The organism is Pseudomonas cannabina, assembly GCF_900100365.1.
Taxonomy (GTDB): domain Bacteria; phylum Pseudomonadota; class Gammaproteobacteria; order Pseudomonadales; family Pseudomonadaceae; genus Aquipseudomonas; species Aquipseudomonas cannabina.
Map to the genome: position 1 here is coordinate 61,107 of NZ_FNKU01000001.1, position 25,114 is coordinate 86,220.

General features: G+C 58.7%; 26 protein-coding genes and 1 tRNA gene. 6 read left to right on the forward strand and 21 right to left on the reverse strand.

Annotated elements, in window-relative coordinates; all coding sequences use genetic code 11:
• Positions 1 to 375 precede the first annotated feature (375 nt).
• From BLT55_RS00260 to BLT55_RS00300, 9 genes are all read right to left on the reverse strand, one after another.
• The gene (locus BLT55_RS00260) at positions 376 to 1,596 is read right to left on the reverse strand and encodes a tyrosine-type recombinase/integrase (RefSeq protein WP_054998802.1); all 1,221 of its coding nucleotides are present in this window, start codon (positions 1,594 to 1,596) and stop codon (positions 376 to 378) included.
• Between the two features lie 197 nt (positions 1,597 to 1,793).
• Positions 1,794 to 2,906, reverse strand: a complete 1,113-nt coding sequence (gene ychF, locus BLT55_RS00265) for a redox-regulated ATPase YchF (protein WP_054998803.1) — start codon at positions 2,904 to 2,906, stop codon at positions 1,794 to 1,796.
• Between the two features lie 21 nt (positions 2,907 to 2,927).
• Positions 2,928 to 3,512, reverse strand: a complete 585-nt coding sequence (gene pth, locus BLT55_RS00270; protein ID WP_007252562.1) for an aminoacyl-tRNA hydrolase — start codon at positions 3,510 to 3,512, stop codon at positions 2,928 to 2,930.
• 163 nt (positions 3,513 to 3,675) lie between these two features.
• Positions 3,676 to 4,287 carry a 50S ribosomal protein L25/general stress protein Ctc gene (locus BLT55_RS00275; RefSeq protein ID WP_007252563.1) on the reverse strand — a complete coding sequence of 204 codons (612 nt, stop codon included), beginning with the start codon at positions 4,285 to 4,287 and terminating at the stop codon, positions 3,676 to 3,678.
• Positions 4,288 to 4,425: 138 nt separating this feature from the next.
• A complete protein-coding gene (locus tag BLT55_RS00280) occupies positions 4,426 to 5,367 on the reverse strand; it encodes a ribose-phosphate pyrophosphokinase (RefSeq protein ID WP_003317125.1) in 942 nt (313 codons plus the stop codon).
• 45 nt (positions 5,368 to 5,412) lie between these two features.
• Positions 5,413 to 5,487 (reverse strand) — tRNA-Gln (locus tag BLT55_RS00285).
• 38 nt (positions 5,488 to 5,525) lie between these two features.
• Positions 5,526 to 6,374: a 4-(cytidine 5'-diphospho)-2-C-methyl-D-erythritol kinase gene (ispE, locus tag BLT55_RS00290; RefSeq protein WP_054998804.1), complete on the reverse strand. Its 849-nt coding sequence runs from the start codon at positions 6,372 to 6,374 to the stop codon at positions 5,526 to 5,528.
• Between the two features lie 2 nt (positions 6,375 to 6,376).
• Positions 6,377 to 6,994 (reverse strand): lipoprotein insertase outer membrane protein LolB, encoded by a 618-nt coding sequence (gene lolB, locus BLT55_RS00295; RefSeq protein WP_007252565.1) that lies wholly within the window; start codon positions 6,992 to 6,994, stop codon positions 6,377 to 6,379.
• A gap of 4 nt (positions 6,995 to 6,998) precedes the next feature.
• The gene (locus BLT55_RS00300; protein ID WP_074799830.1) at positions 6,999 to 8,726 is read right to left on the reverse strand and encodes a tetratricopeptide repeat protein; all 1,728 of its coding nucleotides are present in this window, start codon (positions 8,724 to 8,726) and stop codon (positions 6,999 to 7,001) included.
• Between the two features lie 226 nt (positions 8,727 to 8,952).
• On the opposite strand from BLT55_RS00300, the gene hemA reads away from it, so the two are divergent.
• The 6 genes from hemA (at position 8,953) to BLT55_RS00330 (ending at position 14,351) form a co-directional block, all read left to right on the forward strand.
• On the forward strand, positions 8,953 to 10,230 hold the full coding sequence (gene hemA / locus BLT55_RS00305; RefSeq protein WP_054998805.1) for a glutamyl-tRNA reductase: 1,278 nt from the start codon (positions 8,953 to 8,955) through the stop codon (positions 10,228 to 10,230).
• Positions 10,227 to 11,309 carry a peptide chain release factor 1 gene (gene prfA, locus BLT55_RS00310; RefSeq protein WP_054086461.1) on the forward strand — a complete coding sequence of 361 codons (1,083 nt, stop codon included), beginning with the start codon at positions 10,227 to 10,229 and terminating at the stop codon, positions 11,307 to 11,309. Before hemA ends, prfA begins: the two co-directional genes overlap by 4 nt.
• Positions 11,310 to 12,143 (forward strand): peptide chain release factor N(5)-glutamine methyltransferase, encoded by an 834-nt coding sequence (gene prmC / locus BLT55_RS00315; RefSeq protein WP_054998806.1) that lies wholly within the window; start codon positions 11,310 to 11,312, stop codon positions 12,141 to 12,143.
• The gene (locus BLT55_RS00320) at positions 12,137 to 12,907 is read left to right on the forward strand and encodes a molybdopterin-synthase adenylyltransferase MoeB (protein ID WP_162234931.1); all 771 of its coding nucleotides are present in this window, start codon (positions 12,137 to 12,139) and stop codon (positions 12,905 to 12,907) included. The genes prmC and BLT55_RS00320 overlap by 7 nt, the downstream gene beginning before the upstream one ends.
• Positions 12,900 to 13,715, forward strand: a complete 816-nt coding sequence (gene murI / locus BLT55_RS00325) for a glutamate racemase (protein ID WP_007252572.1) — start codon at positions 12,900 to 12,902, stop codon at positions 13,713 to 13,715. The genes BLT55_RS00320 and murI overlap by 8 nt, the downstream gene beginning before the upstream one ends.
• A 117-nt stretch (positions 13,716 to 13,832) precedes the next feature.
• Positions 13,833 to 14,351, forward strand: a complete 519-nt coding sequence (locus tag BLT55_RS00330) for an acyloxyacyl hydrolase (protein WP_054086465.1) — start codon at positions 13,833 to 13,835, stop codon at positions 14,349 to 14,351.
• Between the two features lie 261 nt (positions 14,352 to 14,612).
• Here the strand turns inward: BLT55_RS00330 and BLT55_RS00335 are convergent, their stop codons facing one another.
• The 12 genes from BLT55_RS00335 to BLT55_RS00395 form a co-directional block, all read right to left on the reverse strand.
• Positions 14,613 to 14,927: a YkgJ family cysteine cluster protein gene (locus tag BLT55_RS00335; RefSeq protein ID WP_054998816.1), complete on the reverse strand. Its 315-nt coding sequence runs from the start codon at positions 14,925 to 14,927 to the stop codon at positions 14,613 to 14,615.
• A gap of 16 nt (positions 14,928 to 14,943) precedes the next feature.
• Complete coding sequence (locus tag BLT55_RS00340) at positions 14,944 to 15,444, reverse strand: DUF2878 domain-containing protein (RefSeq protein WP_054998808.1); 501 nt, start codon at positions 15,442 to 15,444, stop codon at positions 14,944 to 14,946.
• A complete protein-coding gene (locus BLT55_RS00345) occupies positions 15,437 to 16,705 on the reverse strand; it encodes an SAM-dependent methyltransferase (RefSeq protein WP_054998809.1) in 1,269 nt (422 codons plus the stop codon). The genes BLT55_RS00340 and BLT55_RS00345 overlap by 8 nt, the downstream gene beginning before the upstream one ends.
• The gene (locus tag BLT55_RS00350; protein ID WP_054998810.1) at positions 16,692 to 17,492 is read right to left on the reverse strand and encodes a DUF1365 domain-containing protein; all 801 of its coding nucleotides are present in this window, start codon (positions 17,490 to 17,492) and stop codon (positions 16,692 to 16,694) included. Before BLT55_RS00350 ends, BLT55_RS00345 begins: the two co-directional genes overlap by 14 nt.
• Complete coding sequence (locus BLT55_RS00355; protein WP_054998811.1) at positions 17,489 to 18,736, reverse strand: NAD(P)/FAD-dependent oxidoreductase; 1,248 nt, start codon at positions 18,734 to 18,736, stop codon at positions 17,489 to 17,491. The genes BLT55_RS00350 and BLT55_RS00355 overlap by 4 nt, the downstream gene beginning before the upstream one ends.
• The gene (locus tag BLT55_RS00360; protein WP_054998812.1) at positions 18,733 to 19,521 is read right to left on the reverse strand and encodes an SDR family NAD(P)-dependent oxidoreductase; all 789 of its coding nucleotides are present in this window, start codon (positions 19,519 to 19,521) and stop codon (positions 18,733 to 18,735) included. The genes BLT55_RS00355 and BLT55_RS00360 overlap by 4 nt, the downstream gene beginning before the upstream one ends.
• A complete protein-coding gene (locus BLT55_RS00365; RefSeq protein WP_054998813.1) occupies positions 19,518 to 19,940 on the reverse strand; it encodes a nuclear transport factor 2 family protein in 423 nt (140 codons plus the stop codon). The genes BLT55_RS00360 and BLT55_RS00365 overlap by 4 nt, the downstream gene beginning before the upstream one ends.
• Entirely contained in the window at positions 19,933 to 21,381 is a 1,449-nt protein-coding gene (gene phrB / locus BLT55_RS00370) for a deoxyribodipyrimidine photo-lyase (protein WP_054998814.1), read from the reverse strand. Before phrB ends, BLT55_RS00365 begins: the two co-directional genes overlap by 8 nt.
• Positions 21,382 to 21,395: 14 nt before the next feature.
• Positions 21,396 to 22,310 carry a MerR family transcriptional regulator gene (locus BLT55_RS00375; RefSeq protein ID WP_007252582.1) on the reverse strand — a complete coding sequence of 305 codons (915 nt, stop codon included), beginning with the start codon at positions 22,308 to 22,310 and terminating at the stop codon, positions 21,396 to 21,398.
• A 5-nt stretch (positions 22,311 to 22,315) separates the two neighbouring features.
• Complete coding sequence (locus tag BLT55_RS00380) at positions 22,316 to 23,272, reverse strand: YbgA family protein (RefSeq protein ID WP_054998815.1); 957 nt, start codon at positions 23,270 to 23,272, stop codon at positions 22,316 to 22,318.
• Positions 23,273 to 23,915: 643 nt separating this feature from the next.
• Positions 23,916 to 24,131 carry a TIGR02450 family Trp-rich protein gene (locus BLT55_RS00390; RefSeq protein ID WP_054086475.1) on the reverse strand — a complete coding sequence of 72 codons (216 nt, stop codon included), beginning with the start codon at positions 24,129 to 24,131 and terminating at the stop codon, positions 23,916 to 23,918.
• On the reverse strand, positions 24,128 to 25,114 hold the full coding sequence (locus BLT55_RS00395; protein WP_055000628.1) for an NAD(P)/FAD-dependent oxidoreductase: 987 nt from the start codon (positions 25,112 to 25,114) through the stop codon (positions 24,128 to 24,130). The genes BLT55_RS00390 and BLT55_RS00395 overlap by 4 nt, the downstream gene beginning before the upstream one ends.

The following is a 25,114-nucleotide window of genomic DNA, read 5'->3' on the forward strand; positions in this document are numbered from 1 at the left end:
TCCCTAGGGATTTCACTCTCTCCCTCATCCAGTTGTGGCAGGGGAGGTGGCTGTATTGCGAATGGATCCGCAGCCCGCTGTTCACTGATGCTGTTTTTAAATCCGTATCTGCCGTACCACGTCCGCCAGGCTTTTCGTTCTTCGGCATCACGCCGTGGGTGGGCAACGTATGCCCGCCACTGGGCTCCCAATTGGTTGGTGCCGAGAAGCATTTGTTCCAAGTCATACTGAGAGCGGCCAGCTAATGAGTTTTCAATGTAACGGAGGATCTCCGCCACCAATGGCCCGGGCACTATTCTGTCGCATCTCGAGCGACCCTGATCTCGATAGATTTCTAGGTAGCGCATGCCGTTCTCCAAAATTGCAGCTCTGCCCTCATCCATTCGAGCTCATCCCTTGGGTACGGACCAATTCCAGATATTCGCCCCACGTCTGCATAATTTCACTCCGTTCTTTGAGCAAGAGTGCCTTGTTGTAGGTCGCCCTTACCTTATTGTTTTCCACGTGAGCTAACTGACGCTCAATCGCATCCGGCCTACAGCCATGCTCGTTTGCCCAAGTCGAAAAAGTGGTACGCCAGCAATGTGGGGTGGTTCTCTCACCTAGGTTCATATCCCTCATGGCGTAAGTGAGCCGATTGGGGGTAGTGAAACCTTCACCGCTGCGGTGGGGGAAGAGATAACGGCCGCTACCGGAAATCAGCCGTAGCTCCTCCAGCACGGCAAGGGCACCGGTCGATAGAGGTGAAACGTGATCGCGACGAGCTTTCATTTTCTCTGCCGGACGTCTCCATAGCTTCGCGGTGAAGTCGAACTCGTCCCACTCGGCGTCCGCTGCCTCGCCGGGACGACACGCCGTAAGCGCGATAAGACGAAGGCACAACGCAGTCTCTGGATAACCCCTATAGGATCGCAGCGCTTGATAAAACTGCTTGATCTGGCTTGTGGTCAACACGGCCTTGCTTTGGCAGGTTGGTATCCTGAGGAAGCCTTCCAAACTGGGTACTGGATTGAAATCTGCCAACCCACGCACTACCGCATATTTGAAAATTGCGGATAGGTCGCCTTTGACATGAATAGCCGCCCATGCACCGGAGCTTTTACAAGCTTCCAGTACAGGACGAATTTCTTTTGCAGTGATCTCTGCAATTGGGAGCCCATCGAGCTTGGGGCTGAGATGACGCCTGATCCGTGACTCTTTGCCACGGTAGGAGCCAGGTGTGTATCTCGACTTGACATGCTCAAGGTAAGCAGCCGAAACCTTTGCAAACGAGCTTTCCATGGCTCTTTTACGCTCCGCAGCTGCGTCGATATTGCGCTTCTTGCCGTCTTTTCTGTGTTGCGCTGGGTTGATTCCCAGCTTTGTCAGTTTGCGTGCTGCGTCACGTTCTGAGCGGGCCTCGGCAAGCCCAATCTCTGGGTAAGAACCGATAGCAAAGACATTTTCCTTGCCATCGAGTCGAAATTTCCATCGCCACAGCTTACTACCACTAGGCTGAACCAAAAGAAAAAGCCCGCCGCCATCCCCAAGCTTGTAAGGGGTAGCTGCGGGCTTTGCCGTGCGTACTTTAGCGTCTGTGATTAGGTCTTTAGGCATTTGGGTATCCGTGCTGGATGAGGTAAATACCCCCATCCTAAAATCGTGATACCCCTGATGCTACCCCGCTTTTCTCTAGAACACTATCACCCTCGGTGAACCGCACTGAGCTCTTTTAATTTGGCTTCCCCTTGTAAATAGAGGGTTACAGATCAAATTAAGGTGCGGTACGGTTCACTAGGGTTCAGCAGGAACATTCAGACGTTAAACCTGAAATGCATCACATCACCATCCTTGACGATGTATTCCTTGCCTTCCAGACGCCATTTACCGGCTTCCTTGGCACCGGCTTCACCCTTGAACTGGATGAAATCGTCATAGGCTACGACTTCGGCACGGATGAAGCCTTTTTCGAAGTCGGTATGGATCACGCCAGCGGCCTGAGGGGCGGTAGCACCAACGCGAACGGTCCAGGCGCGGACTTCTTCGACGCCGGCGGTGAAGTAGGTCTGCAGGTGGAGCATTTCGTAGCCTGCGCGAATCACACGGTTCAGGCCGGGTTCTTCAAGGCCCAGGGCTTCGAGGAACATGTCTTTTTCTTCGCCGTCGTCCAGCTCGGCGATTTCTGCTTCGATCTTGTTGCAGACCGGTACCAGCATCGCGCCTTCTTCTTCGGCGATGGCGCGTACGACGTCCAGCAGCGGGTTGTTCTCGAAGCCGTCTTCGGCGACGTTGGCAATGTACATGACCGGCTTGGTGGTCAGCAGGTGAAAGCCACGAATGACGACTTTCTCGTCGTTGCTCATGCTCTTCATCAGGCTGCGCGCAGGCTTGCCTTCGCTGAAGTGGGCAATCAGTTGCTCAAGCAGGCCTTTCTGGACCACTGCGTCCTTGTCGCCGCCCTTGTCGCCGCCCTTGGCGTTGCGTGCGACTTTTTGCAACTGCTTTTCACAGCTGTCGAGGTCGGCGAAGATCAGCTCGAGGTCGATGATCTCGATGTCGCGCTTGGGGTCGACGCTGTTGGAGACGTGAATCACGTTTTCATCTTCGAAGCAGCGCACTACGTGGGCGATGGCATCGGTCTCGCGGATGTTGGCGAGGAATTTGTTGCCCAGGCCTTCACCCTTGGAGGCACCTGCCACGAGGCCGGCGATGTCGACGAACTCCATAGTGGTCGGCAGGATGCGCTTCGGGTTGACGATGGCTGCCAGAGCCGCGAGGCGTGGATCAGGCATCGGCACGATGCCGCTGTTCGGCTCGATGGTGCAGAAGGGGAAGTTCTCGGCCGCAATACCGGATTTGGTCAGGGCGTTGAACAGGGTGGACTTGCCGACGTTAGGCAGGCCGACGATGCCGCAATTGAATCCCATGGTGTTTCCCCTCGAGTGATGTCAGGCCTTCTGGCTGTGCAGGTTTTTCATCGCCCGGTTCCATTCACCGGCGAAGATATCCGGCAGCACGCCGAGGGCAAAATCGATACTGGCGTCCAGTTTTTCCTGTTCGGCGCGTGGCGCTCGACCCAGAACAAAACCGGATACCTTGCTGGCATCGCCCGGATGGCCGATGCCAAGCCGCAAGCGATGAAATGTGTTCTGATTGCCGAGCTGCGCAATGATGTCGCGCAGCCCGTTATGACCGCCGTGGCCGCCGCCCGTTTTGAGTTTGGCAACGCCCGGAGGCAGATCGAGTTCGTCATGTGCCACCAGAATCGACTCCACCGGAATCCGGTAGAAACCGGCGAGTGCCGCGACGGCCTGGCCGCTGCGGTTCATATAGGTGGTGGGGATCAGCAGACGAACATCCTGACCCTGATGCGCGAAGCGTCCGGTCAGGCCAAAGAATTTGCGCTCGGGAACGAGATTGACTCGTTGCGCCGCAGCAATTCGCTCAACGAAAAGAGCCCCTGCGTTATGCCGGGTCTGTTCGTATTCAGCACCTGGATTTCCCAGGCCCACGATCAGTTGTATGGCGGTCACGACAGGGGCTCTTCCTTTGGAGTTGGGGTTAGACCGCTGGCGACAGCGGCAATGGAGGCGAAAATTGCTCATTTACCATGATGTAAACTCCGCGATTCCGCCCGCTTTGCCTGCTATCGCTCGCGGTGTTTCCTGAGCAACTCCGACGTTGCCAAGTAAATGATTACTCGGCAGCGCCTTCTTCACCTTCTTCGGTTTCATCAGCAACGATACGCGGTGCGTGGACGTTGGCGATTGCCAGGTCGTTGCCGTGTGCCAGTGCAACGAACTCGACGCCTTTAGGTGCTTTCAGCTCGGACAGGTGAACGTTGTCACCAACTTCCAGCGCGCCCAGGTCAACTTCAATGAACTCAGGCAGGTCTTTCGGCAGGCAGGTCACTTCCAGTTCAGTGGTAGTGTGCGAAATCTCGCCGCCTTTCTTGACTGGAGCTTCTTCGTTCACGAAGTGGATCGGTACGATTGCGGTCAGTTTCTGACCGGCAATAACGCGCACGAAGTCAGCGTGCATCACGTGACCTTTGGCTGGGTGGCGTTGCAGTGCCTTGATGATGACGTTCTGCTTCTGGCCGCCAACGTTCAGCTCGATGATGTGGCTATAAGCCGCGTCGTTTTCGAGCAGTTTGGCAACTTCTTTGGCCAGCATGCTGATGGACTCAGGGGCTTTGTCGCCACCGTAAACTACAGCTGGAACCAGGCTGGCGAGACGACGCAGGCGGCGGCTCGCACCTTTCCCCAGGTCGGAACGCTGTTCTGCATTCAGGGTAAATTCGTTCATGTTGTATCTCCAAATTAACCACATCCGCCGTTGCGTTTGCGACCAGCGCTAGGACGGTATGGGCAAAAAAGCCCCGCCCTGACCGAATGTCAGGGCGGGGCGCTTTTCGTCAACGGAATGCAGGTCAGGGGCGAACCCTTAACGGAACATTGCGCTGATCGATTCTTCGTTGCTGATGCGGCGAACCGCTTCGGCGACTACCGGGGCAATATCCAGTTGGCGGATACGACCACAGGCTTGAGCTGCGGCGGACAACGGAATGGTGTTGGTCACCACTAGTTCGTCCAGCACGGAATTTTCAATGTTTTCGATCGCCCGACCCGACAGCACAGGGTGTGTGCAGTAGGCAAAGACCTTGGCAGCGCCATGCTCTTTCAGTGCCTTCGCCGCGTGGCACAGAGTGCCTGCGGTATCGACCATGTCGTCAACCAGAATGCAGGTACGCCCTTCAACATCACCGATGATGTGCATCACTTCGGAGTGATTGGCTTTTTCGCGGCGCTTGTCGATGATCCCGAGATCGACGCCCAGAGACTTGGCAACGGCACGTGCACGCACGACGCCACCGATATCCGGGGAAACGATCATCAGGTTTTCAAAGCGCTGGTCTTCAATGTCGTCCACCAGAACAGGGGAGCCGTAGATGTTATCTACCGGAATATCGAAGAAACCCTGAATCTGGTCAGCATGAAGATCAACCGTGAGCACACGGTCGATTCCCACCACGGTCAGCATATCGGCAACGACTTTCGCGCTGATAGCAACACGTGCGGAGCGCGGACGGCGATCCTGGCGGGCATAACCAAAGTAAGGAATCACAGCAGTGATTCGGGACGCTGAGGAGCGGCGGAAGGCATCAGCCATCACGACGAGTTCCATCAGGTTATCGTTCGTCGGAGCGCAGGTCGGCTGAATGATGAAGACGTCTTTACCGCGGACGTTTTCATTAATCTCAGTGCTGATTTCGCCGTCGGAGAATTTTCCAACAGAAACATCACCCAGTGGGATATGCAGCTGACGTACTACACGCCGAGCGAGATCGGGGTTGGCATTCCCCGTAAAGACCATCATCTTGGACACGCGCAGTACCTAGAGGCTGAGGGTAACCTGGATGAGTATAGAAAATGGCAGGGGCGGCTGGATTCGAACCAACGCATGGCAGGATCAAAACCTGCTGCCTTACCGCTTGGCGACGCCCCTGTAATTGAATCAATCGAGTGTTTCGCACTCAATTCCTGTTACAGAATTTGCAGCTTGCGATGCAACATCGAAATGTTACTTCCTTTCGCTACGAACCCCGTAAGGGTCTCTGCAAGAAGGGCCGAGACTTTATCAGCTTTAGCTTTGTTTGGGAAGGCCCCAAACACACAACTTCCAGTTCCGGTTAATTTTGCTTCGGTAAAATTACCTAGCAAATTCAAAGCGTTACGTACTTCTGGGTAACGCCTCTCTACAACCGCTTTACAGTCATTTCGACTGTTTCCCTTGGGAACGGGGCGCACTTTAATGGGCGGCGTGTCGCGTGTCAACAACGGATCTGAAAAAATTTCTGCTGTACTTACAGCGACTTGCGGAACGAGCACTAAATACCAGTGTTCTTCGGGGTTTTCCGGTGTGAGTATTTCACCGATACCCTCGGCAAACGCTGCCCGGCCGCGCACGAATACCGGTACATCGGCACCCAGTGTCAGGCCCAGCGCGGCAAGCCGGTCTTCATCCCAGCCCAGTTGCCACAAATGATTCAGGCCAAGCAGGGTGGTGGCCGCATCCGAACTTCCGCCACCGATGCCGCCACCCATGGGCAGGCGTTTTTCCAGCCAGATGTCCATGCCCAATGTGCAGCCGGACTGTTGTTGCAGTGCGCGCGCCGCCTTGACGATCATGTTGCTGTCATGCGGAACGCCAGGAACCTCGGTCTGCAAACGGATGTCGCCATCCTCGCGAACGGCGAAACCCAGCTCATCACCATGGTCGAGAAACTGAAACAGGGTCTGCAGTTCATGGTAGCCGTCAGGGCGACGACCCAGAATGTGCAGCATCAGGTTCAACTTTGCCGGCGCGGGCAAGACCAGTTGTGGCGTGCGCATGCTCATTGCCCTAATTTGCGAGGCTGCCAGTCCTTGATGACCAGCGTGACGTCGAGGTCCTGGCCGTGCAGCTTGACGCGCTCAGGCAGCCAGTAGCCATTCTGTTCGACGTAGCTGAGGTATTCCACCTGCCAGCCGTCCTGCTCCAGGCTCGACAGGCGGCTATCGCCATCCAGTGTCACGTTGCTTTTGCTGTCCGGGGCGGGCAGGCCGCGAACCCACCACACCAGGTGCGAGACGGGCAGTTTCCAGCCCAATTGCTCCTGCAGCAGCGCTTCCGGCGTCGTGGCTTCGTAACGGCCCTGATTGGCCACTTCAAGCGCCACGGCACCCGGCCGACCGGTCAGGCGTGCCGCGCCGCGACCCAGTGGCCCGGACAGACGAATATCGTAATAGTCCTGACGTTGCAGCCAGAACAAGGTGCCGCTGCCGGAATCCTTCGGTGCGCGAATACCGACCTTGCCGTTGATCTGCCAGCCGTCGAGGCTGCTCAACTGCTGTTTGTGTTCGCGCCATTGCGCGGGGTCACCTTTGCCCTGAACGGCTTCGCGGGAGGTAAGCCCGGCGCAGCCGGTGAGCAGGGCGATAAAGCTAAATACGATTACATGGCGCAAAAACATAACGTCAAAGGTTCTCTGATCCGGTCAAGCGCTGCAGGGTGCTGCGCAGAATAGGGCTGTCGGGTTGTTGTTCCAGGGCCTTGGCCCAGACTTTACGGGCTTCGCGCTGCTCGCCTTTGGCCCAGAGCACTTCACCCAGATGCGCGGCGACTTCATGATCGGGAAAGCGCTCGAGGGCCTGGCGCAGATAACGCTCGGCTGCATCCAGGTTGCCCATGCGATAGTTCACCCAGCCCAAGCTGTCGAGTACCGCCGGGTCATCGGGGTTGATCTTGTGCGCTTTCTCGATCAGTTCCCGGGCTTCGGCGTAGCGGGTCGTGCGATCCGAAAGGGTATAGCCCAGCGCATTCAGCGCCATGGCGTTTTCCGGTTCGCGCTTGATGATGGTCCGCAGGTCTTTTTCCATCTGGGTCAGATCGTTGCGCTTTTCCGCCAGCATGGCCCGCGTATAAAGCAGATTGACGTCGTCCGGGTATTGCTTGAGCGCCTGGCTCAGGACCTGCCAGCCACGATCCAGCTGATCATTGCTGGTCAGCGTTTCGGCTTCGATCAGGTACAGCTGAATTGCGTAATCCGGTTCTTCGGCGCGCGCTTCGGCCAGCCGTTTGGCGGCTTCTGCGCCGTTGCCATTGCTGACCAGAATATCGGCCTGACGCAACTGGGCGGCGAGAAAGTCAGGGCCAGGGCCAACCTGAGCGTACTCGTTGAGCGCGCTTTGCGGGTCGTCGCGCTCTTCGTGAATACGGCCCAGATTCAAATGCGCCGAATCCACATGTGCGCCTCGGGCGATCAGCTCTTCCAGATAACCCGCCGCTTCATCCCAGGCCTTGGCTTCAAGGCAGACCAGTGCCAGCGAGAAGCGCAGTTCGTCGTCATCCGGATACTGTTGCAGAAGGGCCGCGAACTGCACTTTGGCGTCTTCCATGCGGTTCTGTTCGACCAGCATGCGCGCATACGTCAGGCGCAGGCGCTTGTCGTCCGGGTATTTCTTGATGCTTTTTTCCAGCAGCGGCACCGCTTCCTTGCCGCGATTCATGCTTTGCAGCAAGCGTGCGTGCAGCAGGATAGGTGCAACTTCGCCTTCTTTCGGCGGGTTGTCCTCAAGCAGTTTGAGCGACTGCTCGGCGTCGCCGTTCTGTTGCAGCAGCAGCGCCTTGCCGAAAATCAGCTGGCCGTTGTTGGGGTATTTGCCCAGCAACCGGTCGAAACTTTTAAGCAAGCCATTGCGGGTGTCCGGGTCGGTTTCCGCTGCGGACAGGGCCAGGAAATCAAAATGGGTGTCGCCCTGGCCTTGCAGAACCCGCTCCATGTACACCAGCGAGTCGTCGTAACGCCCGGCACGCGCCAGCTGGATGGCGGCGGCACGCTGCGCTTCCAGATTCTTCGGATCGTTTTTTGCCCAGATCAGCGCCGTTTGCAGTGCGGACTGATCTGCGCCCATGTACTCGGCGATCCGGTAGGCTCGCTCGGAGACCCCGGGGTCCTGAGTCTTGATCGCCTGGGTCACGTAGTTGTCCAAGGCGATGTCGAAACGGTTGCGCTGGCCGGCCAGCTCCGCGCTCAGCAGGCTGACCAGCGTCTCCTGAGTGAACGAGCCATAGACCTGAGGCTTGGCCTCAGGTGCGGGAGGTGCATCTTTCTGGGCTGTCACGGGTTGCGACGTGGCGGGGGCCATGGACTGGCAGCCGCCTAGAAAGGCAAGAGCAAGGAACAACGCGGAGGATCTATTCATATATAAGAAGGGCGGCTTACCTGCGGTGAGAGCATCATGACACAAGGCTGTCGGCAAAACCCACAGCCGTCGGAAAAACTGATGCAATGCTGATGTTTGCTGCGTTGTCGGCTTCGAAACGCTGCCGATAACGCGCGACTGTAGTGGGACAATAATATGCGGTGGTTGTTCTGAACCTATCGAAGTAGGACAATTACCGGCTTCACGTCACCACCTGCGACCCTGAATGGCCTTCCTTGCACTCGGTATCAACCATAAGACCGCCTCGGTCGACGTTCGCGAGCGTGTGGCATTTACCCCGGAACAGCTGGTCGAGGCGCTGCAACAGCTCTGTCATCTGACCGAAAGTCGCGAAGCTGCGATTCTTTCGACGTGCAACCGCAGCGAACTGTACATCGAACACGACCACCTTGCGGCTGACAGCATTCTGGCCTGGCTTGCAGATTACCATCACCTCAGCCTGGAAGAATTGCGCGCCAGCGCCTATGTCCATGAGGATGATGCGGCCGTGCGTCACATGATGCGCGTGGCCTCGGGGCTCGACTCGCTGGTATTGGGCGAGCCACAGATTCTCGGGCAGATGAAGTCCGCGTATGCCGTTGCCCGCGAAGCCGGAACGGTCGGGCCGTTGCTCGGTCGCCTGTTTCAGGCCACCTTCAGTGCCGCAAAACAGGTGCGCACCGACACCGCCATCGGCGAAAACCCGGTGTCCGTTGCGTTTGCCGCAGTCAGCCTGGCGAAACAGATTTTCAGCGACCTGCAGCGCAGTCAGGCCTTGTTGATCGGTGCGGGCGAGACCATTACGCTGGTCGCCCGGCATCTGCACGACCTGGGCGTGAAACGCATCGTGGTGGCCAATCGAACGCTGGAGCGCGCCAGCATGCTCGCCGCCGAGTTTGGTGCGCATGCGGTGCTGCTCTCGGATATTCCGGCCGAGCTGGTCAACAGCGACATTGTGATCAGTTCCACCGCCAGTCAGCTGCCGATTCTGGGCAAGGGCGCAGTGGAAAGTGCGCTGAAACTGCGCAAACACAAACCGATTTTCATGGTCGACATCGCTCTACCGCGCGACATCGAGCCGGAAGTCGGCGAGCTGGACGACGTTTACCTGTACAGCGTCGATGATCTGCATGAAGTGGTGGCAGAAAATCTCAAGAGCCGTCAGGGTGCGGCACTGGCCGCCGAACAATTGGTCAGCGTCGGTGCCGAAGATTTCATGTCGCGCCTGCGCGAGCTGGCAGCGGTCGACGTATTACGCGCTTACCGTCAGCAAAGCGAGCGGTTGCGCGACGAAGAACTGAGCAAGGCGCAGCGCATGCTGGCCAACGGCAGCAACGCCGAAGACGTGCTGGTTCAACTGGCGCGTGGCCTGACTAACAAATTGCTGCACGCGCCCAGCGTGCAACTCAAGAAGCTGTCTGCCGAAGGTCGCGTCGACGCGCTGGCCATGGCCCAGGAACTTTTTGCCCTCGGTGAGGGCTCGACGGATAAACCCCCGCAATGAAAGCTTCACTGCTCAATAAGCTGGATGTACTCAGCGACCGTTTCGAGGAACTGACCGCGTTGCTAGGCGACGCGGAAGTCATCAGCGATCAGACACGCTTTCGCGCCTATTCCCGTGAGTACGCCGAGGTGGAGCCGGTTGTCGCGCTCTATAAACAGCTGCTCAAGGTGCAAGCCGATCTCGAGGGCGCACAGGCGCTGTTGAAGGACAGCGATCCGGACATGCGCGAGATGGCGGTCGAGGAAGTCCGCGAAACCAAAGAGCAGTTGGTCGATCTGGAAGCTCAGCTGCAACGCATGCTGCTGCCCAAGGACCCGAACGACGGCCGCAACGTGTTTCTGGAAATTCGCGCCGGCACCGGCGGTGACGAAGCGGCGATCTTCTCCGGCGACCTGTTCCGCATGTACTCGCGGTATGCCGAGCGACGTGGCTGGCGGGTGGAAATACTCTCCGAAAACGAAGGCGAGCATGGCGGTTACAAGGAAGTCATCGCGCGAGTCGAAGGTGACAGTGTTTACGGCAAACTGAAATTCGAGTCCGGCGCGCACCGTGTGCAGCGTGTGCCCGAGACCGAATCCCAGGGGCGTATTCACACCTCCGCCTGTACGGTGGCGGTGCTGCCCGAGCCTGATGAGCAGCAAGCCATCGAGATCAACCCGGCCGACCTGCGCGTCGACACCTATCGTTCGTCGGGGGCCGGTGGTCAGCACGTCAACAAGACCGACTCTGCCATTCGCATTACCCACTTGCCATCGGGTATCGTTGTCGAGTGTCAGGAAGAGCGTTCGCAACACAAGAACAGAGCCCGGGCAATGTCCTGGTTATCTGCCAAACTGAATGATCAGCAGACCAGCGCCGCGGCCAGTGCCATCGCCAGCGAGCGCAAATTGCTTGTCGGGTCTGGTGATCGTTCGGAGCGTATCCGCACCTACAACTTTCCTCAGGGGCGAGTGACGGATCACCGCGTCAATCTGACCCTGTACTCGCTGGATGAAGTTCTGGCGGGCGGAGTCGATGCAGTGATAGAGCCGCTACTCGCTGAATATCAGGCTGATCAACTTGCGGCACTGGGTGATTAAATGACCATCATCGCAAGTGTATTAAGAAGCGCCGAGCTTCCCGATTCACCGACCGCGCGGCTCGATGTCGAGCTGCTGCTTGCCGCAGCGCTGGGCAAGCCGCGCAGTTTTCTGCACACCTGGCCCGAACGGATCGTCAGCACTGAAGCCGCCGTGGCCTTTGCGGGCTATCTGGAGCGACGACGCAAAGGCGAGCCAGTGGCTTACATTCTCGGCCAGCAAGGCTTCTGGAAGCTGGTCCTTGAAGTCGCGCCGCACACTTTGATCCCACGCCCCGAGACTGAAATGCTGGTCGAGGCGGCGCTGGAACTGGTGCCCGCGTTTGCTTCGGCTCAGGTCCTGGATCTGGGTACCGGAACCGGGGCCATCGGTCTGGCCCTGGCCAACGAGCGCAAGCAGTGGAAAGTGACTGCGGTCGACCGCGTAGCGGAAGCCGTTGCGCTGGCCGAGCGCAACCGACAGCGCTTGCACCTGAACAACGCCGAAATCTTCGAAAGCCACTGGTTCAATGGCCTGCAAGGTCGTCAGTTCGATCTGATCATCAGCAACCCGCCTTATATCTCGGACGACGATCCGCATCTGTCGGCCGGTGACGTGCGTTTCGAGCCGAGCAGCGCACTGATTGCCGGTGCCGATGGGCTGGATGATTTGCGGGCGATCATCGAACAGGCACCGGCACACCTGAATACCGAAGGCTGGCTGCTGTTGGAACATGGCTACGATCAGGGCGCCGCAGTACGCGAATTATTGATTCGCCAGGGCTTCGAGCGCATTCAGACCCGCCGCGATCTGGGCGAGCACGAGCGCATCACGTTCGGCTGCAAGCCGTGCTGAGTGATGAGGAGCTGCTGCGTTACAGCCGGCAGATTCTGTTGCAACACGTCGACATCGACGGCCAGCTACGACTCAAACAGAGCCGGGCGCTGGTCGTGGGGGTCGGCGGGCTTGGATCGCCAGTGGCGCTGTATCTGGCGGCTGCCGGGGTGGGCGAGCTGCATCTGGCGGACTTTGATCATGTCGACCTGACCAACCTGCAGCGTCAGATCATCCACGACACGCACAGCATCGGGCTCTCCAAGGTCGATTCGGCCATGGTTCGGCTCAGTGCGATCAATCCCGAAATCACCCTGATTGCCCACCGTACGGCGCTGGATGCCGATTCGCTGAACGCCGCCGTAAGCGCGGTGGATCTGGTGCTCGATTGCTCCGACAACTTTGCCACGCGTGAGGCGGTCAATGCCGCCTGCGTCGCGTCGGACAAACCTTTGGTCAGCGGCGCAGCGATCCGGCTTGAAGGACAGCTTTCAGTCTTCGATCCGCGTCGTGACGACAGCCCTTGCTATCACTGTCTGTACGGCCATGGCAGCGAGGCCGAACTGACCTGCAGTGAAGCTGGCGTGATCGGGCCGCTGGTGGGGCTGGTCGGCAGTCTGCAAGCGCTGGAAGCCTTGAAAATGTTGGCCGGTTTTGGTGAGCCGATGGTCGGCCGCCTGTTATTGATCGATGCACTGACCTCCCGTTTCCGTGAGTTGAAAGTCAAACGCGATCCGGCGTGCAGCGTGTGTGGGGCGGCAAGCGGGCAGGCCGGGCATGCCTGATGTCCACATGACCCATAGCAGCGATGCGCCGGTCGGGGTTTTTGATTCCGGCGTCGGCGGGCTTTCGGTGCTGAATGAAATTCGCCAGTTACTGCCCAACGAGTCGCTGCTGTATCTGGCGGACTGCGGGCATATTCCCTATGGCGAGAAAACGCCCGAATTCATCATCGAGCGCTGCCTGACGATTGCCGGATTTTTCCATGAGCAAGGTGCCAAGGCGCTGGTTGTCGCCTGCAATACCGCCACGGCGGCGGGTGTGGCGCATATCCGTCAGCGCTATCCGGACTGGCCGATCGTGGGCATGGAGCCTGCGGTAAAACCTGCCGCCGAGGCCACGCGCAGTGGGGTGGTCGGCGTACTGGCGACTACCGGGACTTTACAGAGCGCCAGATTCGCTGCGCTGCTGGATCGTTTTGCCAGCGACGTGCGCGTGGTCACTCAGCCATGTCCCGGGTTGGTCGAGCTGATCGAAAGCGGCGATCTGGTCAGCCCGCAGATTCGTGCGCTGTTGTCGCGCTATGTCGAACCCTTGCTGGCGGCGCGCTGCGACACAGTCATTCTGGGGTGCACCCACTATCCGTTTCTCAAACCGCTGCTGCGAGAAATGCTTCCCGAATCGGTCACCCTGATCGATACCGGGGCCGCGGTTGCGCGTCAGTTACAGCGTCTTTTGTCGCGCTCCGGTCTGCTTGCAAGCGGTCCGGCGCGTGAGACTGTGTACTGGTCCAGTGACATACCGGACAATTTCGGAAAAATCCTACCTTTTCTGTCGCAAAGTGCTGGCAATGTGAGAAGCTTCCGTTTGTAAAAAAAACGTGAAAAAAAGGCGTTTCGAGGCTGAACTTACCTTGTGTCGTCGGCTTCTATAGTTGCAGTTATTGAATTTCAACTTTCATACAAACTCATACAATTTAGGACGTTTCTCATGAAGAGACTCTTTTGCCTGGCCGTGCTCTCGGCCCTCATGGCAGGCCAGGCTTCACTGGCGCAGGCCGACGGCGTTGAATTTTCTGTCGGTCAGACCGGCGAGTCCACCATGACGTATCGTCTGGGTGTGCAGTTCGACTGGGATAAAACCTGGCTGCAAAGCGACATCGGCCGTCTGACCGGTTACTGGGACGGCGCTTATACGTACTGGGATGGTAAGGACTACAAGGACAACCACAGCCTGTCGTTCTCCCCGGTTCTGGTGTACGAATTCGGTAACAGCAGCGTCAAGCCTTACGTTGAAGCCGGTATCGGTGTTTCCGTGTTCTCCAACACTCAGGTTGAAGATCGCAAGTTCGGCTCGTCTTTCAACTTCGAAGACCGCATCGGTTTCGGCCTGCGCTTCGCGGGTGGACATGAAGTCGGCATTCGCGCCACTCACTACTCCAACGCCGGCATCAAGCAACCGAACGACGGTATCGAAAGCTACGCCCTGCATTACAAGATGCCGTTCTGATTCAGTTGACTTTCGTGCCAATGCTCCGTGTTAAACACAAGTTCGCTTTTGATTCTGGCCGAAGGCCGTGAGAGCGAGCTTGTTCGCGAAAGGGCCTGTATGATCGCCGAAAATGCATCGTCTGAAGCAATGTCTTCGCGAACACGTTCGCTCCCACGCCCTACGGGCAGAAGCCTGAAAGCCCGGCCTTCGGACTCCTGAGGAGTTGTGTATAACGATGAGCGCGGGAACGAGAGTCATAAGTCAAGTCAGCAGCATTTATCAAAGATAAGCCGTCGCAATTCCTTTGCGTTCATTCAGGCAATCTTCCGCACCGGCCTCGAACTCACGACAGATCAACGGCCGTTTCTCGTAGATCGTGCACATCATGGTGTTACGATCCAGCGCCGCGCACCAGCCGTCATCCAGCCGCAGCATCACTTCGCCACCCCACTCGTCGTTATCGATATAGCGCTCAGGCACGCCCGTGTCGGTGATGAGCATCACTTCCAGTTGGCAGCAGCAGGCTGCGCAGGTCGAGCAGGTGACTTCCGTTTCGCTGTGAATCTCGGCGAGCGGAATAAGTGTGGCGTCCAGAATGGGTCTCCAAGTATCAGGCTGAAGGGCGCGATGTGCGGCGGGCCAGCCATTGCAACAGGGGAAAAACACCTGCCCAGACCAGCCCCAGCAGCAACATGCTCGGCCACACTCCAAGTGGAAGGTGAACCTGCGCCAGTTGCGAGCCGGCATAGTACGACATCGGGCCGCCGATAGCGCCAAGAACGGCTGCACGCCATAACGGTCTGGCGGTCCAGGCCAGGCAGTGATTGAGTGTGGTCGCCATCACCGCCCACAACAACGCCAGCCATAGCGGCAGCACATAGCCGCTGATGCCGAAGTCGAAAACGCCCAGCGTCATCAGCACGCTGTCGAGCACGACGCCGACCAGCGTGACGGTGATCACCAGTCTGCCTTCAGCGGCCCACGAACTGATCCACAAAAAGTGTATGACCAGCACGGCCACGGCGATCAACAGCCAATAGCTGTTACCGCCCAGTACGCAGGCGAACCAGCCGATCTGAAACAGCAGCGCGTTGGCGACAGATTTAAGCATTGAAGCGCCCGAGCAGTGGTTCGCGCAAAGCGTCCGGCTTGGCCAGCAACAGTTGCGCGGTGCCGATGGTTCGCTCCAGAAAGCCACCTTCGCAGTAGCACAGGTAAAACTCCCAGAGCCGCAAGAAATACTCGTCGTAGCCAAGTTCAGTCAGCTTGCCGTGGGCGTTCCTGAAATTGTCGTACCACAAGCGCAGTGTGCGGGCGTAATGCAGGCCGAAGTCTTCCATGTGCAGCAGATTCATATCCGTGTCATTGCCGACGATGTCGAGCATTTTCGCCACCGAGGGCAGGGCGCCACCCGGGAAAATATAACGCTGGATGAAATCCACATTGCGCTTGGCCTGGGTATAGCGCTGCTCGCGAATGGTGATCGCCTGCAGCAGCATCATGCCGTTGCTCTTCAGTAAATGAGCACATTGCTTGAAATACGTCGGCAGAAAACGATGGCCCACCGCCTCGATCATTTCGATGGACACCAGCTTGTCGTATTCACTGGTCAGGTCCCGGTAGTCCGTCAGCAGCAAGGTCACGCGGTCCTGCAGGCCGAGGTCGATGAGCCGTTGCCTGGTGTAAGCGAATTGCTCTTTGGACAGGGTGGTCGTGGTCACCTGGCAGCCGTAATGCTGCGCAGCATAGATGGCCATGCTGCCCCAGCCGGTGCCGATTTCCAGCAGGTGATCCTCGGGTTTCAACGCCAGCTTCTGGCAGATCCGTTCCAGCTTGTTCAGTTGCGCCTGTTCCAGCGTGTCGTTTTCATCGAGAAACTGGGCAGCCGAGTACATCATGGTCGGGTCGAGAAACTGTTCGAACAGCGTATTGCCCAGGTCATAGTGGGCCGCAATGTTTTTCTGCGAGCCCTTGCGGGTGTTGCGGTTGAGCCAGTGCAGGCCATGAATCAACGGCCGGGTCAGGCGCGCCACGCCGCCTTCCATGGCATCAAGCACATCCAGATTGCTGACAAACACTCGCACCACCGCTGTCAGGTCAGGCGTGGTCCAGTAACCATGGATGAACGCCTCACCCGCGCCGATGGAACCGCTGCTGGCGATCATGCCCCAGGCCGCCGAATCCAGAATGTGCACCTCCGCCTGAATCAGCGCGCCGCTCTTGCCGAACACATGGCGTTCGCCTCTTTCGACGACCACCAACTGACCATTGCGCAGACCTGCCAACTGCCGCAAAACGCCGCGGCGCAGGATGTCTGCAGTCAGACCATTGGTCCCCAGATTGGCAGAAAAACTACTGCTACTGCTTTTCATGGTGTGAATCCTTGGGTTGCACGGCGGCGGCACGGTATTCGCCGTCGGCGGCCTGATGGGAAAAAATCGGGATACGTTTGACCAGCAGGCGCACGGCTTGCCAGTAGATAGCCAGGCAGGTTTTTGCCGTCATCCACGGAAACGCCAGCAGGTGACGGTGCAACGTTTTGCGGTTCAGGTCTTGCCGTTTCAGGTTGAGCGTGGCGTCGAACATCTTCAGATCGCCTTGCCAGTCGGCCATGTGCACACCGATCCGCTCGGCGGGCTGGCTGAAACTCATGCGGTACTCGAGATCACGCGGCAGGAACGGTGAAACGTGAAAAGCTTTGGCGACGGCAACGTGTTGATGGCCTTCGCCCGTGGCCGGCAGTACATAAGTGTAACGCTCGCCCCACGGGGTGTTGGTGACTTCGCAAAGGATGGCTGCCAGCGTGCCGTCTGCCTCATGGCAGTAGAAAAAGCTGACCGGGTTGAATGAAAGACCCCAACTGCGTGCCTGGGTCAGCAGGCAGACGCGGCCCAATGGCATGTGCCCCAGCGCTTTGCCGACCCGCTCGCGTGCCGCTTCGATCAGCGGTACGCCGCGTCCGGTCAGTTCCGGCAGATAATCACGCTCGCGGAACGAAAACGCTGCAAACCGTTGGCTTCCTGCCAGCGGCGAAAGCCCAAAAACACGCTCTTGCTCATCCAGGTCCAGATAGAGCAGACCGATGCGATAGGTAAACTCATGCGACCGTGGCGAGAATCGACGGTGGCTGATCCAGCCACTGTAGAGCGCGCTGTTCACAGCGTTTCACCAAACGCCTGAGCCACGCGCAAACCGCTGACGACGCCGTCTTCGTGGAAGCCGTTGGCCCAATAGGCGCCGCAATACCACGTGTTGTCGACGCCGTTGATTTCCTGCCAGCGCGCTTGTGCTGCGATCGCGTCGAGGCTGTATTGCGGATGCGAATAGCGGTAGCGACCAAGAATCTTCGCCGGGTCGATGGCTGCAGTCTGATTCAGGCTGACGCAGAACGTGGTATCGCTGTCGATGCCCTGCAGGATGTTCATGTCATAAGTCACGGCCGCCAGCTGCCCGGCATCGCCGCCAAGGCGATAATTCCAGCTGGCCCAGGCCAGACGGCGGTCGGGCAGCAGACGCGTATCGGTGTGCAACACCACATCGTTTTCGGCATAGCGCAGCGCGCCGAGAATCGATTGTTCGGCGCTCGACGGCTCGGCCAGCAATGCCAGGGCCTGGTCGCTGTGGCAGGCGAACACCACCTTGTCGAAACGCTCGCTGCCCTCGGCGCTATGAACGGTCACGCCTTCGCTGTCGCGTTCGACGCGGGTGACCGGGCAGGACAGGCGAATCCGCTCGCGGAACGACGCCGTCAGGGGCTCGATGTAGCTTCTCGATCCGCCTTCTATCACGCACCATTGCGGGCGGTTGGTCACCGACAGCAAGCCGTGGTTCTTGAAGAAACGCACGAAGAATTGCAGCGGGAAGCCGAGCATTTCCGCCAGCGACATCGACCAGATCGCTGCGCCCATCGGCACGATGTAGTGATCGATGAAGCGCTGCCCGTAAGCGCCTTGTTTCAGGTACTCGCCAAGCGTGGTGTCTGCCGCGATGCGCTTGTTTTCCAGATCCTCTACGGACTGCCGGTTGAAGCGCAGGATATCGCGCAGCATGCCCCAGAACTTCGGCGACAGCAGGTTGCTGCGCTGGGCAAACAGGCTGTTGAGGTTGTTGCCGTTGTATTCGACGCCGCTGCGCGGGTCGTGCACCGAAAAACTCATTTCGGCAGGTTTGAAACCCACGCCCAACTGGCCGAGCAAGCGGATGAAGTTCGGGTAGGTCCAGTCGTTGAAGACGATGAAGCCGGTGTCGATGGCGTAGGCGCGACCTTCGACCTGCACATCGACGGTGTGCGTGTGCCCGCCGATCCAGTCGGACGACTCGAAGACGGTAATTTCATGTTTGCGGTTGAGCAGCCAGGCGCTGGTGAGCCCGGCGATACCGCTACCGATGACGGCGATTTTCATTGAGCGTCCTTAGTACTCGTCTCGTTTCGCGCCATGCGTTTGCCGATGGCGAATCGGGCGCGTACCGGCAGCAGTGCCAGCAAGCGCATGCCGAAAATGAACGCCGCCGGGAAGGCGATTTCCAGTGGGCGTCGGCTACGGTTGAGGTTTTCAGCGATGTGCTGCGCCGCTTTTTTCACCGGCCAGCGCATCGGCATCGGGAAATCGTTCTTTTCCGTCAATGGCGTGTCGACAAAGCCGGGGCTAACCACCGTTACATCAATGTTTTCGCTGGCCAAGTCCAGGCGCAACGCTTCGAACAGGTAGCGCAGCCCGGCTTTCGAGGCGCCGTAGGCTTCGGCACGCGGCAGCGCCAGAAAGGTGACCGCGCTGGCTACGCCGACCAGATGCGGCTGTTTTCCCTGACGCAACAACGGCAGCGCTTCCTGAATGCAGTAACTGCTGGCGAGCAGGTTGGTGCGCACCACGCGTTCGACCATCGCCGCTTCGAAGTTGCGAGCGTCAATGTATTCGCAGGTCCCGGCATTGAGAATCGCGGTATCCAGGGCGCCCCATTCCTGAGCGATGCGGTCGCCCATGGCTTTCACTTGCAGGCCGTCAGCGATATCGCCGGTGACCAGCAATACCTGTTCCGGGTAGAGGGTCGCCAGATTCTGCAACGGTTGCAGGGTTCGGGCGGTCAAGGCCAGCCGATGCCCGGCGTCGAGTAACTCTTTTGCCAAAGCGAGACCGATGCCACTGCTGGCGCCGGTCAACCAGATACGTCGTGCGCCAGGAGTGCTCATCCCAACCTCTTCTTCAGCCAATTGATGACTCGGCCCATGATGGGCAGATGTTCGTAGAGCAGCGCACCGGCATCGAAATAGTCGCGATGCCGGTAAACCTTTTCGTGCCATTTGAGGTGCGAACAGCCCTCGACCCTGATGGTCCGGCCACCGGCCAGGCGCGGGTGCGAGTAGCTCATGGTCCAGACCAGATAGCCTTCGCCGGGACGAACCTCGTCGAAGGCGTGAAAATCGAAATGCAGATCCCGAACGTTGGCGTACAGCTCGGCAAAATAGCGTTGCATGGCGGGCAGGCCATGGATGTCGTGCATCGGGTCGCTGAACGACACGTCTTCGCTGTACAGCTCGGCGACCTGATCAAGGTTGTCCTTGTTCAGTGCGGCAAAGCGCTGGGCGAAACGATGCAGGAAATCAGCCATTTTCGACCCCGGCGGCGGGTACGCGGGTCGGCAGCGCCTTGAACGCTGCCAGCGCGCGGGCGCGGCTCTTGCTCAGATCGACGATAGGCTTGGGGTAATCGGCTACGCCAAACAGCCCGCCCATGGAAGAAGGATCGTGAATCTGCTTTTTGTTCAGGTTCGCCAGCTCCGGCAGCCAGCGCTTGATGAACACGCCCTCGGGGTCGAATCGCTCCGATTGCGATAACGGGTTGAAAATCCGGAAATACGTGGCCGAGTCGGTGCCTGTGGACGAACTCCACTGCCAGCCGCCGTTGTTGGATGCCAGGTCGCCGTCGATCAGGTGGCGCATGAAAAAGCGCTCGCCTTCCCGCCAGTCGATCAGCAGGTTTTTAGTGAGAAACATCGCAACGACCATCCTTAGCCGATTGTGCATCCATCCGGTTTCCAGCAATTGCCGCATGGCTGCGTCGATGATCGGCAGGCCGGTGCGCGCTTCTTGCCACGCCAGCAACTCGTCAGGGGCGTCGCGCCATTTCAGGGCTTCGGTTTCTGGCCTGAAGGCTCGATGACGCGATACACGAGGGTAGCCCACCAGCGTGTGTTTGTAGAACTCTCGCCACAACAGTTCGTTGATCCAGGTCACGGTGCCGACGTCGCCGGTCTCGAATTCCCCATGATTACTGCTCAGGGCGACATGCAGGCACTGGCGCGGCGAAATGACCCCGGCGGCGAGATAGGCCGAAAGCTGGCTGGTGCCGGGTTTGGCCGGGAAGTCGCGTTCGTCCTTGTAGTAGCTGATCTGCTCATCTGCGAAGGCGTCCATGCGGCGCTTGGCCTCGCCTTCGCCAGCGGGCCACAGGGCGCGCAATGTTTGCGACGGCGTGGCAAAACCTTTTACCTGGTCCGGAACCGGATCGCTTGTTATCGACAGCGCTTGCTGGGCCGCAGGCATGCGCACGGGATGCGGCATGGCTTCGTGCAGTCGGGTGTAGCACACCTTTTTGAACTGAGTGAAGACCTGAAAATAGTTGCCGGTCTTGGTCAGGATGCTGCCGGGCTTGAACAGCAACTGATCCAGGTAGCTGTTGACCTGCACGCCGGCTTCCTCAAGCATTTTCTGCACGGCCAGGTCACGCCTGGTTTCGTTGATGCCGTATTCCTCATTGAGGTACAGACCTTCGACCTTGAACTGTTGGCACAGCGTCGACAGCACTTCAGGTGCCTTGTCCCACGTATCGGCCTCGCGAATCAGCAGCGGCACGTTGAGCTTGCCAAGCGCCGCTTCCAGCTCCACCAGATTGCGCAGCCAGAAATCGACTTTGCAGTCGGCGTCGTCGTGACTGCGCCATTGCGCAGGGCTGAGCAGATACACCGCCAGCGTCGGGCCGCGCTCCATGGCGGCGGTCAGGGCCGTGTTGTCGTGAACGCGCAGGTCGCTACGCAGCCAGATCAGTTGCATGAGAAGTCCTTAGCTTAGATAAGTCCGAGCCTGCCGAGCTCGATCTGCGCGCTGAGCGCGTCGTTGGCGAGGGTAAAGCCAGCTATCTCGCTTGCCTGTACGAGCAAATCGGCTTTATGGATCTGTACCGTTGGTCCTCCGAGCACAACCGGGCAGGTAATATTGGCCAGCAGACGCGGTAACTGGGCGACGTTCAGCGCTTTGCTGGAGTACAGCAGGATGCCGCGCGGCTTCAGGTATTCGGCGGCCAGCGCCAGTTCACCGACCGGTAGCGGCCAGTCGAACACTTCCACCGGACAATCAGCGCTGCTGACCAGCCACGCCGCGAGCCACAGATGCGGTTCGAGCGGCAGATCGGACTGATTGACCAGCAGCAACGGGCTGCCACTGAGCTGGCGATTGTTGTGATAGATCCGCGCGCCGAACTTGCTGCGCAGCCAGGAATAGAAAAACGTGCGCTCCAGTTGTGCGCCGAACTTGCCTTGCCAGCGTTGTTCCAGCTCGGCCAGCAGGGGCAGCAACAGTTGTTCACAGAGCGTGCGCGGCGGGTACAGCGCCATGGCCTGATTGAATACGTCATCCACACGACGTTCGGCCAGTTCGCCAATGGCCACCAGCAAGGTCTGACGCAGGGCGTCCCAGTCGTTGGTCGGGGGCAGGGCGTCTGCACGGTTGTCGTCAATCAGGGTTTTGACCTGGCTAACGGACACGCCACGGTTGAGCCAGGTGAGGATCTTCATGACCCGCTGGACGTGTTCGTCCGAGTACAGCCGGTGCCCCTTGGCTGTGCGGTGCGGGACGATCAGGCCATAACGGCGCTCCCAGGCGCGCAGGGTGACGGCGTTGACGCCGGTCTGCCGTGCCACTTCCCGGATCGGCAGCCAGTCGCCTGGCAGCTCAGGATCGGTGTCTGTTTCTGCTTCATTCATGAGTATCAAATCGCATTTCGCAGGCTGAGATTTTCTGGATGGGGTTGCATGTACACCTGAAGCGCCACATACGGGTCCGGGTGTTGGCGAAAATGATGCTTGAGCAAGGTCAGCGGCACGATCAGCGGCACGATGCCTTGATGGTACTGGCTGATCACTTGCTGGATTTCCTGTTTGTCTTCGCTGCTGATGGTCTGCTTGAGGTAACCGCACAGGTGCTGCAAGACATTGGTGTGGGTGCTGCGCGTGGCGCATTTTTTCAGCGCCGCCATCAGCTCGCTGAAATACTGCGGGGCGATCTCGTTCGGATCGCTGCGCCCCATGCTGCCGAGCATTTTGCCCAGTGCCTTGTACTGCACCGGATCGTTGGCCATCAGCTGGTATTTGTAACGCGAATGGAATTCGGTCAGGGCGCGGCGTGTGATGCCGTCTTTCAACAGTTGTTGCCAGGCGGCATAAGCGAACACGCGGGTCACGAAGTTTTCGCGCAACACCGCGTCATTGAGACGGCCGTCCTCCTCGACAGGCAGGTTCGGATGACGCTCGCAAAACGCCTGCGCGTAGATACCGCGCCCGCCGCCATCGACTGGCGCACCGTTTTCACGGTAGACCTTGACCCGCTCAAGACCGCACGATGGGGATTTCTGCATGAAGATATAGCCACAGATATCGCCCAGCTCATCGGCCATCTGTGCGCCGTATTCCGCCAGGGCTTCGGTCACATCCAGGTCGCGATTGACCGTGCCCAGCGCTTTAGGATTCTCGGCATCACCGACCAGCCTGATTGGCTCCCGCGGGATGCCCATGCCGATGGCGACTTCCGGGCACGCCTGGACGAAATCGAAATACTTGCTCAATGCCTGCGTACACAAATGAGATTCCTTGTGTCCGCCATTGAAACGAACTTCGGCACCCATCAGACAGGCACTGATACCGAGTTTGAGTTTTTCGCTTGCAGGCATTGGCATCCGTTACCTCTACAGAAGACTTGTACAGATTAACTGTGCTGTACAACTTGTCCTCATCATAGGGGGATAGGTGTACAAGTCAAATTCTTTGTAGAGGGTTTTAAAGGCTGCTCCCAACGATTCTCATGTCAATGCCAATGCGTTGGCATTATCTGGAATGGGTTGGATAGGTTCCGCATCACATCTGTGCTGCAACACAACGTCATGCCTTGTCCGCAGTCACTGCACATAAAAGAAAGCGCTTTTTTATCACGATGATCACGATGATACTGACGACGCAGAGTGTGACGTAAGTGACGGCTGAGCTCTGGCGCTGATCCGGGGGATGCGAGGCAGGACGCCGAGCAAGCCGCACCGGGCCAAGGATGGCCCGTTGCGGCGGCCCCCGGATCAGTGACAGGGCGAAGGAACCCGACGAAGTCGGGCCGGAAACGGAGCCAGGGGGTTTGGTTACTTTGGCCCCATCAAAGTAACTCGCCGAGGGGCGAAAAGGTGACTCAAGTCGAGCCGGAATCTCACTGATTCGCAGAACTGTGTGACGCAGAGCGTCACGAACTGCGTGCCGACGCGGAGCGTCGGCACGATAGTCACGGGCAGAAGCCGCATTTTTCGGCTCATCCGTCCGTGTGGGTAGCGCCTACTTCCAGCCCATTCGCCACGTATCCGCCTGCTGCAACACCTGCCACGGCAGCCGCTCGCTGCGTTGGGTCAGCACGGCCTGCAATTCGATTTCCAGCACAGTGCCTTCTTCATCCTTGAACAGCTCGGTCACCATGAAGTGTTTTTCGCGATTGACCGGGACGGCTGCTGTCCACTTCGACAGCAGCAATTTGCGTGGATTGATCTGATTCATTGCAGATGTTCCAGCAACCGGCGCGCCGCTTCCTGACCACTCAACCATGCGCCTTCAACCCGGCCTGACAGGCACCAGTCACCGCAGACGTAAATGCCCAGATCGGCGTCCGACAACGCGCCCCATTCGTGCGAGCCCGCAGGCCGCGCGTACAGCCAGCGATGCGCCAGGCTGAACACCGGAGCGGGCATGCTGCAGTCGATCAATTCAGCGAAAGCACCGTGCAAATGCTCGATGACCTGCTCTCTGGATGCGTCGAGATTTTGTCGGCTCCACTGGCTGGTGGCATGCAGCACCCAAGTGTCGAGCGCGTCGTCGCGTTCGGGCTTGCTGCGATTGCGTGCCAGCCAGTCGAGCGGGCTGTCCTGTACGAAACAACCCTGCATGAGCGTTTGCAGAGGCGTCTCGAAGGCCAGCGCGACCGCCCAGGTGGGTTCCATCTTGACGCCTGCGACCACGCTGGCCAGTTTCGGGGCGGCAGCCAGTAACGCCGTCGCCTGAGGGGCAGGGGTGGCGATGATCACATGGCTGAACGGGCCGTGGCTTTTGCCTTCGGCATCCAGCAGGTTCCAGTGTTCTTCGCCGCGAAACACTTCGGTGATCCGGCACGAGAACGACACAGGCAGGTCGCCGCGCATCGCTCGGGTGATGGCGCTCATGCCCGGTTTGCCGACCCAGCGCACTTGTTCGTCGGGAGAGGGGCAGAGCCTGCCGTCGTGAAAGTTATAGAGCGAGGGCGTCCACTCGGCGACATGCCCCTGGGCCTGCCATTGCTTGACGGCAGTGGCGAAGCGTCGATCTCGAGCGGTGAAATACTGTGCACCCATGTCCAGCGAGCCGGCGTCGCTGCGTTTGCTGGACATCCGCCCGCCGCTGCCACGGCTTTTGTCGAACAGGTGCACGTGATGCCCGGCGTCTGTGAGCGCCTGGGCTGCTGAAAGTCCGGCGATACCGGTACCGATGATTGCGATTGGGACAGTCAT

Excerpts from the sequence above, each read along its gene's own strand:
- lolB (WP_007252565.1), bottom strand. The coding sequence starts at position 6,994 with ATGTTTTTGCGCCATGTAATCGTATTTAGCTTTATCGCCCTGCTCACC.
- BLT55_RS00355 (WP_054998811.1), bottom strand. The coding sequence starts at position 18,736 with ATGAAAATCGCCGTCATCGGTAGCGGTATCGCCGGGCTCACCAGCGCC.
- BLT55_RS00260 (WP_054998802.1), bottom strand. The coding sequence starts at position 1,596 with ATGCCTAAAGACCTAATCACAGACGCTAAAGTACGCACGGCAAAGCCC.
- ispE (WP_054998804.1), bottom strand. The coding sequence starts at position 6,374 with ATGCGCACGCCACAACTGGTCTTGCCCGCGCCGGCAAAGTTGAACCTG.
- BLT55_RS00345 (WP_054998809.1), bottom strand. The coding sequence starts at position 16,705 with ATGAAAAGCAGTAGCAGTAGTTTTTCTGCCAATCTGGGGACCAATGGT.
- prmC (WP_054998806.1), top strand. The coding sequence starts at position 11,310 with ATGACCATCATCGCAAGTGTATTAAGAAGCGCCGAGCTTCCCGATTCA.
- BLT55_RS00275 (WP_007252563.1), bottom strand. The coding sequence starts at position 4,287 with ATGAACGAATTTACCCTGAATGCAGAACAGCGTTCCGACCTGGGGAAA.
- phrB (WP_054998814.1), bottom strand. The coding sequence starts at position 21,381 with ATGCAACTGATCTGGCTGCGTAGCGACCTGCGCGTTCACGACAACACG.
- BLT55_RS00365 (WP_054998813.1), bottom strand. The coding sequence starts at position 19,940 with ATGGCTGATTTCCTGCATCGTTTCGCCCAGCGCTTTGCCGCACTGAAC.
- BLT55_RS00340 (WP_054998808.1), bottom strand. The coding sequence starts at position 15,444 with ATGCTTAAATCTGTCGCCAACGCGCTGCTGTTTCAGATCGGCTGGTTC.
- prfA (WP_054086461.1), top strand. The coding sequence starts at position 10,227 with ATGAAAGCTTCACTGCTCAATAAGCTGGATGTACTCAGCGACCGTTTC.
- BLT55_RS00375 (WP_007252582.1), bottom strand. The coding sequence starts at position 22,310 with ATGAATGAAGCAGAAACAGACACCGATCCTGAGCTGCCAGGCGACTGG.
- BLT55_RS00380 (WP_054998815.1), bottom strand. The coding sequence starts at position 23,272 with ATGCCTGCAAGCGAAAAACTCAAACTCGGTATCAGTGCCTGTCTGATG.
- BLT55_RS00395 (WP_055000628.1), bottom strand. The coding sequence starts at position 25,114 with ATGACTGTCCCAATCGCAATCATCGGTACCGGTATCGCCGGACTTTCA.
- BLT55_RS00300 (WP_074799830.1), bottom strand. The coding sequence starts at position 8,726 with ATGAATAGATCCTCCGCGTTGTTCCTTGCTCTTGCCTTTCTAGGCGGC.
- murI (WP_007252572.1), top strand. The coding sequence starts at position 12,900 with ATGCCTGATGTCCACATGACCCATAGCAGCGATGCGCCGGTCGGGGTT.
- BLT55_RS00360 (WP_054998812.1), bottom strand. The coding sequence starts at position 19,521 with ATGAGCACTCCTGGCGCACGACGTATCTGGTTGACCGGCGCCAGCAGT.
- ychF (WP_054998803.1), bottom strand. The coding sequence starts at position 2,906 with ATGGGATTCAATTGCGGCATCGTCGGCCTGCCTAACGTCGGCAAGTCC.
- hemA (WP_054998805.1), top strand. The coding sequence starts at position 8,953 with ATGGCCTTCCTTGCACTCGGTATCAACCATAAGACCGCCTCGGTCGAC.
- BLT55_RS00390 (WP_054086475.1), bottom strand. The coding sequence starts at position 24,131 with ATGAATCAGATCAATCCACGCAAATTGCTGCTGTCGAAGTGGACAGCA.
- BLT55_RS00330 (WP_054086465.1), top strand. The coding sequence starts at position 13,833 with ATGAAGAGACTCTTTTGCCTGGCCGTGCTCTCGGCCCTCATGGCAGGC.